Raw genomic sequence first — 8,902 nt, 5'->3', positions numbered from 1 at the left:
GGCGGAGGTCAGCGGGAGAGGTGGCGCTCCGTCGGGCCCACGTAGAGCTGCTGCGGGCGGCCGATCTTCGTCGCCGGATCCGCGTTCGCCTCGCGCCAGTGCGCGATCCAGCCCGGGAGGCGGCCGATCGCGAACAGGACCGTGAACATCCGCGCCGGGAAACCCATCGCCTTGTAGAGCACGCCGGTGTAGAAGTCGACGTTGGGGTAGAGCCTGCGCTCGATGAAGTAGTCGTCCTCGAGCGCGATCTGCTCGAGCTCGCGCGCGAGGTCGAGCAGCGGGTCGACGACGCCGAGCGAGTCGAGCACCTCGTCGGCGCTCTCCTTCACGAGCTTCGCGCGCGGGTCGTAGGACTTGTACACCCGATGGCCGAAGCCCATCAGGCGCACGCCCTCCTCCTTCTTCTTCACGCGCTCCACGAACTTCTCAACGCCCTCCCCCGAGTCGCGGATCTGCGCGAGCATCGTGAGCACGGCCTCGTTCGCGCCGCCGTGCAGCGGGCCGGAGAGCGCGCCGATGCCGGCCGCGACGGACACGAACATGTTCGCCTCCGTCGAGCCGACCATGCGCACGGTGGAGGCGGAGGCGTTCTGCTCGTGGTCCTCGTGCAGGATCAGGAGGCGCTCGAGCGCCTTCGACAGGACCGGGTTCACCTCGTAGGGCTCCGCGTTCGTGCCGAAGTTCAGCCGGAGGAAGTTGTCCACGAACGACAGGGAGTTGTCCGGGTAGAGGAACGCCTGGCCGAGCGTCTTCTTGTGCGCGTACGCCGCGATGACGGGCAGCTTCGCGAGCAACCGGATCGTCGCCGCCTCGACCTGCTCGGGGTCGTGCACCGACAGCGAGTCCTCGTAGTAGGTGGACAGCGCGCTGATGCCGGAGGAGAGCACCGTCATGGGATGCGCGGTGTGCGGCAGCGCGGTGAAGAACCGCCGCATGTCCTCGTGCAGCAGGGTGTGGCGACGGATGCGCGCGTCGAAGTCGGCGAGCTCCGACTCAGTGGGCAACTCGCCGTGGATGAGCAGCCAGGCGACCTCGAGGTAGGTGGAGTGCTGCGCGAGCTCCTCGATGGGGTACCCGCGGTAGCGCAGGATCCCCCGGTCGCCGTCGATGAACGTGATGGCCGACCTGGTCGACGCCGTGTTCACGAACCCGTTGTCCAGGGTCGTGAGGCCGGTGCTCCTGGTCAGGCCCGCGATGTCGAGGCTCGATGCGCCCGCGGTGGCGGGCAGGATCGGCAACTCGGCGGTGCCGCCCGGGAACTTGAGGGTCGCGGTCTCGCGATCGGCGTCGGTCACCGAAACACCCTACTGGGAGGCCGCTGTGCCCCTTCGGCGCTCAGGCCTGGGGCGGCAGCGCGGCGACGACGGGGTGGTCCTTGTGGATCACGCCGACCTTCGCGGCCCCACCCGGCGAGCCGACCTCGTCGAAGAACTCGACGTTGGCCCGGTAGTAGTCGGACCACTGCGACGGGAGGTCGTCCTCGTAGTAGATCGCCTCGACGGGGCACGCCGGTTCGCAGGCGCCGCAGTCGACGCACTCGTCGGGCTGGATGTAGAGCATCCGGTCGCCCTCGTAGATGCAGTCGACCGGACACTCGTCGATGCACGCACGGTCCTTGACGTCCACGCACGGCAGCGCGATCACATAGGTCACTACTCAGTCGTCCTTCTTCGCTTCGGCGGACTCCAGTATCCCACCGGCCTCCCGGACGCCCGGCCGACGCCGGGCCGGCCACGCGACGACCACCGCGCCGAGCACGGGCGTCCCGGCCGTCCACACGATCCCCTCCGCGTTCAGGAGGATCACGGTGGAGCCGCCGCTCGCCCCCGGCAGCGTCAGGACCAGCACCGCGACCACGACGCCGATGCCGGCCGCGAGCGCGAACCAGCGGGTGCCGAATCCGACCCGGAGCGCCGTGAGGACGGCGAGGACCATGGCGAGCGACAGGAGCAGCCCGACGGGGAAGCCCGCGCCCGTCGCGGCCGAGACCCCGACCTGGTGCTTGAAGGTCCCGAGCGTCCCGATGACGAGGCCGGCGAGCGCGCTGAGCAGGACCCCGATCGCGAGGTCCCGACGGCTCGACACGGCTGGCACCTCCCGATCGTCGCCGTCCGGGGCTCGCAATGGGAGTAAGGGCAGGCTAACCTTCCCTCTCGGTGCGCGCCTCCGGGGCCGCCCGTCGATCGGGAAGGACCAGCCGTGCTCGCCACCCTCGTCATCGGCCTGCGGGAGGGACTCGAGGCCGCGCTCATCGTCGGCATCGTCGCCGCCTTCCTCCGGCGCAACGGGCGCGGGCTCGGCGCGATGTGGCTCGGGGTCGGGCTCGCCGTCGCCGCGAGCGCCGCCGTCGGCATCGCCCTGTGGCTGCTCGAGTCCGCGCTGCCGCAGGCGCAGCAGGAGGCGCTCGAGACGGTGATCGGCGCCGTCGCGGTCGTGTTCGTGACGAGCATGCTGCTGTGGATGAACCGGCATGCGCGGTCCATGAAGCGCGAGCTGGAGGCCTCAGCCGGCGAGGCCCTGCACGACGGCGGCGCAACCGCGCTGGCGGTGATGGCCTTCCTGGCCGTGCTGAAGGAGGGCTTCGAGACGAGCGTGTTCCTGCTCGCGACCTTCCGCGCCGCGCAGAGCGCGGGGCTCGCCGCGACGGGAGCGGTGCTCGGCATCCTCGTCTCGGCCGCGATCGGCTACGGCATCTACGCCGGCGGCGTGCGGATCGACCTCGGCCGGTTCTTCCGCATCACGGGGGCCTTCCTCATCCTCGTCGCGGCCGGGCTCGTGCTGACCGCCGTCCACACCGCGCACGAGGCCGGCTGGATCGTCGCCGGGCAGCAGCGCACCGTCGACCTCGGCTGGCTCGCGCCGAGCGGCTCCGTGCAGGGCGCGCTCATCACGGGGATGCTCGGCATCCCCGCCGACCCCCGGCTGATCGAAGTCGTCGCCTGGTTCGCGTACGTGATCCCGGTCGCCCTCTTCGTGTACTGGCCCGCGAAGCACCGGCCGGCCGGGCGCGCGGCGGCACGCCTGCGCTGGGGTGTCGCCCTCGGCCTCGGCGGCCTCGCGCTGGTCCTGGCGCTCGCCGTGCCGACGGCCTCCTCGGCCCCCGCCGGGCCCGTGGCGCTCGCCGGTGGCGGCACGGCGGCCCTCGACGGCAACACCCTCGTCGTCCGGCACGGCGGCAGCACGGAGCGCATCGCGCTGCCGGCCGGGACACCGACGACCCACGCCGGCGTCGACGCGGAGCAGCGGACCGTGCACGGCACGTCCGCGGTCGCCGGGCCGGCCTCCCTCGATCTCGCGGACGTCCGGACGGCCGCCGACGGTCGGCTGCCGGTGGGGCTCGACCCCGTCCAGGATCCCGGCCCCTTCACGGCGGCGTGGTCGGCCAGGACCACCACCACGGCGTGGACCTCGGGCGGCGCGCTCGTCGACGCGTCCCGGACGGCCACGACCATCGTGACCCTGACCGGGGGCGGCCTCGACACGCCCAGGACCGTCACCGTCAGCAGCGCAGGGAGGGCCGGGGCCGACGGCTGGCGCGTGTCCGCGGCGTCCGTCTCGGCGACGTCCTCGGCCATCGCCGACGCCGCCACCGCGGGCCCGGAGCGGTCGCTCTGGGGCGTCCAGCTGCCGCTCGCCGCCCTCGCCGCCGCCGTCCTCGTCGCGGCCACCGCGGTCCGCACCGCGCGCCGCGCCACCGCAGGTCCCTCCTCCGCCCACCGACCCAGGAGCACCCCGTATGCCGTCGAATGACCGCCGTGCCCGACTCGCCGCCGCCGCGGTGCTCGTCCCGACCGTCGTCGCGCTCCTCGCGGCGTGCTCGAGCGCCGGAGCCGCATCCAGCGGCGGCGCGACGGCCGGCTCGACGGCCGCGCCCGTGTCGAAGGGCGTCGCGAAGGTCGCGATCGACCTCGTCTCCGGCACCTCCGGGGACGAGTGCCGGGTCTCGCACACCACCGCGGCCGCCGGGCCCGTCACCTTCACCGTGACGAACCGGAGCGCGACCGGCATCACGGAGGTGGAGCTCGTGCAGGGCCAGCGCATCGTCGGGGAGAAGGAGAACCTCGCGCCCGGCCTCGCGGCCGTCTCCTTCACCAGCACGCTGACCGGAGGCCGGTACGCCGTCGTCTGCCCGGGCGGCACCGCCGAATCGATCCCGTTCACCGTCACCGGCGAGGCCGCCGCGTCGAGCGGCAGCGATGCCGCGGTGCTGCTCGCCGACGGCGCGAAGCGGTACGGCGTGTACGCCGCCTCCACGCTCGCCGACATGGTGACCGCCGTGCAGCGGCTCCAGGCGGCCGTCGACGGCGGCGACGTGGCGGCGGCGAAGCGCCAGTACGCCCTCGCACGGCCGTTCTACGAGAAGGTCGAGTCGGACGTCGCGGGCTTCGTGCTGCCCGGGGCGTCCGCGACGGACAACAGGGGCAACCTCGACTACCTCGTCGACATGCGCGCCTCGAACCTGGACCCGAAGGTCGGGTGGAGCGGCTTCCACGCGATCGAGCGGGACCTGTGGAAGGGCGGCCGGATCACGGCCACGACCAAGCGGTACGCGGCGGACCTCACGTCGAACGTGCGGCAGCTCGTCACCCTCGCGAAGGGCCTCGACTACCGGCCGGAGGACCTCGCGAACGGCGCCGCCGGCCTGCTCGAGGAGGTGCAGACGAACAAGATCAAGGGCGAGGAGGAGCGGTACAGCCACCTCGACCTCGTCGACTTCGCCGCGAACATCGAGGGCGCCGAGCAGGCGTTCGCGAACCTCGAGCCGGGGCTGCGGCAGATCGATCCGGCCCTGACCCAGCAGGTCGCCGACCGCTTCACAGCGGTGCAGGAGGCGTTGCGGGCCTACCAGGACCCGCACCAGCCGGGCGGCTACGAGCGGTACACCGTGGCCGTGCAGGCGAAGGACGCCGCGACGCTCAGCCGGCTCGTGCAGAGCCTGCAGGACCCGCTGTCGAAGATCGCCGAGAAGGTGGCGACGGCCTGAATGCGCGACGACGAGGATCGGGAGGCGGCGTCCCGGGTCTCCCGCCGCGGGCTGCTCACGGGCATCGCGGGCGGGGTCGCGGCGGGGGTCGCCGCCGGTGCGGGAGGCGCGGCGGCGCTCGCCGCCACCGGATCGTCCCCCGACGAGGACGGGTCGGAGGTCGTCGACCTCGCGCGGCGCCATCCGTTCTACGACGAGGCCCACCAGCCCGGGATCGAGACCGAGCAGCAGCGCTACTCGGTCTACATGACGTTCGACCTCACCTCGCCGCTCGCCTCCGACCTGCAGGTGCTGCTCGCCCGCTGGTCAGGCGCGATCGCCCAGATGATGCAGGGGCTGCCGATCGGCAGCGTCGAGCCGAAGGGACCGAGCGCGGTCGCGCTCGACACGGGCGAGGCCTACCAGCTCTCCCCCGCGTCGCTGACCGTGACGCTCGGGCTGGGCCCCGGGGTGTTCGACGAGCGCTTCGGGCTCGCGGCCAAGCGGCCGAAGCACCTCGCGGACCTGCCTGCCATGCCGAGCGATCAGCTGCAGGAGGCGACGAGCGGCGGGGACCTCAGCCTCCAGGCCTGCGCGGACGATCCCCAGGTGGCGTACCACGCGATCCGGGACCTCGCGCGGATCGCCAGGGGCGTCGCGACCACCCGATGGACCGTGCTCGGCTTCGGGCGCGCCTCCGCCGGGAAGGGGCAGGCGACCCCCCGCAACCTGATGGGCTTCAAGGACGGCACCCGGAACATCAAGGAGCAGGCCGACTTCACGCGGTTCGTCTGGGTCGACGACGATCAGCCGTGGACGCGCGGCGGCAGCTATCAGGTCGTCCGGAAGATCCAGATGAACATCGAGACCTGGGACGCGGACCCCGTCGGCGACCAGCAGGCCGTGTTCGGCCGCACCAAGGCGGTCGGGGCGCCGCTGACCGGGAAGCGGGAGTTCGACACCCCGGACTTCGCCAAGCGAGCGGGCGGCAGCACGGTCATCCCGCCGACCTCGCACGTCTCCCTCGCCGCGCACGAGCACAACGGCGGCGTGAAGATCCTCCGTCGCGGCTACAACTACACCGACGGGCTCAACCGGTACGGCCTCCTCGATGCGGGGCTGCTGTTCATCGCGTACCAGAACGACCCGCAGCACTTCATCACGCTGCAGACCCGGCTCGGGAGCTCCGACCGCCTGAACGAGTACATCCAGCACATCGGGTCGGCGATCTTCTTCACGCCGGCCGCGCCGAAGCGCGGCCACTACCTCGGCCAGGACCTCTTCACGTAGCGGGCCCGAGCCCTCGCTACGCGTCGGCGGTCGCGCGCTTCAGGCGGGAGGCGTTGCGGGCGCGGGTCTGCTGGTCGAGGTGCACCTTGCGGATGCGCACCGCCTCCGGGGTGACCTCGACGCACTCGTCGTCCCTGGCGAACTCGAGGCTCTCCTCGAGCGACAGCTCGCGCGAGGGGGTGAGGCGCTCCAGCTCGTCCGCCGTGGAGGAGCGGATGTTGTTGAGCTGCTTCTCCTTCGTGACGTTCACGTCCATGTCGTCCTGGCGGCTGTTCTCGCCGACGACCATGCCCTCGTAGACCTCCTCCGCGGGCTTCACGAAGAAGACGCCGCGCTGCTGGAGGTTCTGGAGGGCGAACGGCGTCACGACGCCCTGTCGGTCCGCGACCATCGACCCGTTCACCCGGGTCGTGATCGCGCCCGCCCAGCGGTCGTAGCCGTCGGAGATCGCGTTGGCGATGCCGGTGCCGCGGGTGATGGTGAGGAACTCGGTGCGGAAGCCGATGAGCCCGCGGGACGGCACCCGGAACTCCATGCGGACCCAGCCGCTGCCGTGGTTCGACATCGTCGTCATCACGCCCTTGCGCGCGGCGAGCAGCTGCGTGATCGCGCCGAGGTGCTCCTCCGGCGCGTCGATCGTCAGGTGCTCGAACGGCTCGTGCGTCTTGCCGTCGATCTCCTTCACGACCACCTGCGGCTTGCCGACCGTCAGCTCGTAGCCCTCGCGCCGCATCTGCTCGACGAGGATCGCGAGCGCGAGCTCGCCGCGGCCCTGGACCTCCCACGCGTCCGGCCGGCCCACGTCGACGACCTTGACGGAGACGTTGCCGACCAGCTCGCGGTCGAGGCGGTCCTTCACGAGGCGCGCCGTGACCTTGTGGCCCTTGCCACCCTTGCCGGCGAGCGGGGACGTGTTGGTGCCGATCAGCATCGAGATGGCGGGGTCGTCGACGTGGATCGCGGGCAGCGGCCGCACGTCCTCCGGGTCCGCGAGCGTGTCGCCGATCGTGATCTCGGCGATGCCCGCGACCGCGACGATGTCGCCGGGGCCCGCCGACTCGGTCGGGAAGCGCTCCAGCGCCTTCGTCGCGAGCAGCTCGGTGATGCGGACGTTCTGCGTCGAGCCGTCGTGCCGCACCCAGGCGACCGTCTGGCCCTTCTTCAGGGTGCCGTTGAAGATGCGGATGAGGGCGAGCCGGCCGAGAAACGGCGTCGCGTCGAGGTTCGTGACGTGCGCCTGCAGGGGGTGCTCGTCGTCGTAGTCGGGAGCCGGGATGTGCTTCAGGATCGCCTCGAAGAGCGGCTCGAGGTCGGGGTTGTCCGGCAGCGAGCCGTTGGACGGCCGGTTCCAGCTCGCCGCGCCGTTCCGGCCGGAGGCGTACACGACGGGGACGTCGAGGATCGCGTCGAGGTCGAGGTCCGGCACGTCGTCGGAGAGGTCGGAGGCGAGGCCGAGCAGCAGGTCCTGCGACTCGTGGACCACCGCGTCGATGCGCGCGTCCGGCCGGTCCGTCTTGTTGACGAGCAGGATCACCGGCAGCTTGGCCTCGAGCGCCTTGCGGAGCACGAAGCGGGTCTGCGGCAGCGGGCCCTCGGACGCGTCCACGAGCAGCACGACGCCGTCGACCATCGACAGACCGCGCTCCACCTCGCCGCCGAAGTCGGCGTGCCCGGGGGTGTCGATGACGTTGATGGTGACGGGCGTCTCGGAGTGGGCACCGCGGTACGTGATCGCGGTGTTCTTCGCGAGGATCGTGATCCCCTTCTCGCGCTCCAGCTCGTTGCTGTCCATCGCGCGGTCGTCGACGTGCGCGTGCTCGCCGAACGAGTGCGTCTGCTTCAGCATCGCGTCGACGAGGGTGGTCTTGCCGTGGTCGACGTGCGCGACGATGGCGACGTTGCGCAGGTCGGAGCGGGTGGCGTGCGCCATGATGGGGGCCCTTCGGTCGTGGTCCGGCAGCGGCCGGAGGCGCGGCGCCACCGTCGGATCCGGGGCGCGCTCACGCAGGTCGGCGCCGTCCTGGCGCGACTGGAACCACAACAGCGTACCCGCCGGTGGTGTTCCGGGGCCGACGGGTACCGTTCCGGCATGGCCGCAGCGCTCCGCCTCCGCCCCTACACCGCCGAGGACGCGGCGCTCGCGGACGCGCACGCACCGGAGGTGGGCGCGATCGACTTCTTCGGGTGGTCCGCGTCGGACGCGCGGTCTCGCCGCTTCGCCTCCGACGGCATGCTCGGGCCCGACCACGGCAACCTCGTCGTCGACGTGGCGGGGATCGGGATGGTCGGCGACGTCGGCTGGTCCCCCGTCCACCACGGACCGCCGCCGCACGGGCAGGCGCTGAACATCGGCATCGCGCTGTTCGCGGAGCACCGCGGCAACGGCTACGGGACGGCCGCGCAGCGCCTGCTCGCGGAGCACCTGTTCGCGTTCACCCGCTGGGAACGGCTGGAGGCGTGCACCGACGTGACGAACGTGGCGGAGCAGCGCGCGCTGGCCGGCGCGGGGTTCACCCGCGAGGGCGTGCTGCGCCACGCGCAGTGGCGCGCGGGCGCCTTCCACGACGCCGTGCTGTTCAGCCGCCTCCGCTGCGACTGACCCTTCGTCGTTCAGGAGATCCTGGCGCTCGGCGCGCAGATCTCCTGAAC

8 protein-coding genes are annotated in these 8,902 nt (G+C 72.2%); 4 read left to right on the top strand and 4 right to left on the bottom strand.

Going from position 1 to position 8,902, the window contains the following annotated elements:
• Positions 1-8 precede the first annotated feature (8 nt).
• Genes ACTHLI_RS09040 through ACTHLI_RS09030 form a run of 3 tightly spaced genes read right to left on the bottom strand, consistent with a single transcriptional unit; the run spans position 9 to position 2,085 of the window.
• Positions 9-1,295, bottom strand: coding sequence for a citrate synthase (locus tag ACTHLI_RS09040; protein ID WP_440182895.1), 1,287 nt, complete (start codon positions 1,293-1,295; stop codon positions 9-11).
• 40 nt (positions 1,296-1,335) lie between these two features.
• Entirely contained in the window at positions 1,336-1,653 is a 318-nt protein-coding gene (fdxA, locus tag ACTHLI_RS09035) for a ferredoxin (RefSeq protein ID WP_440182893.1), read from the bottom strand.
• A gap of 3 nt (positions 1,654-1,656) precedes the next feature.
• Positions 1,657-2,085, bottom strand: a complete 429-nt coding sequence (locus ACTHLI_RS09030; protein ID WP_440182891.1) for a histidinol dehydrogenase — start codon at positions 2,083-2,085, stop codon at positions 1,657-1,659.
• A 114-nt stretch (positions 2,086-2,199) separates the two neighbouring features.
• Here ACTHLI_RS09030 and efeU point away from each other — a divergent pair, with 114 nt between their 5' ends.
• From efeU to efeB, 3 genes are read left to right on the top strand one after another with little or no spacing between them, the layout of a single operon-like run.
• Positions 2,200-3,750 (top strand): iron uptake transporter permease EfeU, encoded by a 1,551-nt coding sequence (gene efeU / locus ACTHLI_RS09025; protein WP_440182889.1) that lies wholly within the window; start codon positions 2,200-2,202, stop codon positions 3,748-3,750.
• Entirely contained in the window at positions 3,737-4,984 is a 1,248-nt protein-coding gene (gene efeO, locus ACTHLI_RS09020; RefSeq protein WP_440182888.1) for an iron uptake system protein EfeO, read from the top strand. The genes efeU and efeO overlap by 14 nt, the downstream gene beginning before the upstream one ends.
• Positions 4,985-6,253, top strand: coding sequence for an iron uptake transporter deferrochelatase/peroxidase subunit (gene efeB, locus ACTHLI_RS09015; protein ID WP_440182887.1), 1,269 nt, complete (start codon positions 4,985-4,987; stop codon positions 6,251-6,253).
• 16 nt (positions 6,254-6,269) lie between these two features.
• Here efeB and typA read toward each other — a convergent pair whose 3' ends face one another.
• Positions 6,270-8,183 (bottom strand): translational GTPase TypA, encoded by a 1,914-nt coding sequence (gene typA / locus ACTHLI_RS09010; protein ID WP_440182885.1) that lies wholly within the window; start codon positions 8,181-8,183, stop codon positions 6,270-6,272.
• Positions 8,184-8,342: 159 nt separating this feature from the next.
• Between typA and ACTHLI_RS09005 the strand changes: the two genes are divergently transcribed.
• Positions 8,343-8,852 carry a GNAT family N-acetyltransferase gene (locus ACTHLI_RS09005; RefSeq protein ID WP_440182883.1) on the top strand — a complete coding sequence of 170 codons (510 nt, stop codon included), beginning with the start codon at positions 8,343-8,345 and terminating at the stop codon, positions 8,850-8,852.
• The last annotated feature ends 50 nt before the right edge of the window (positions 8,853-8,902 follow it).

The sequence above is a fragment of the Amnibacterium sp. genome, assembly GCF_051956055.1.
GTDB lineage: Bacteria > Actinomycetota > Actinomycetes > Actinomycetales > Microbacteriaceae > Amnibacterium.
Note: the sequence above shows the minus strand (reverse complement) of the source record. Positions and strands in the feature narration are given on the sequence as shown.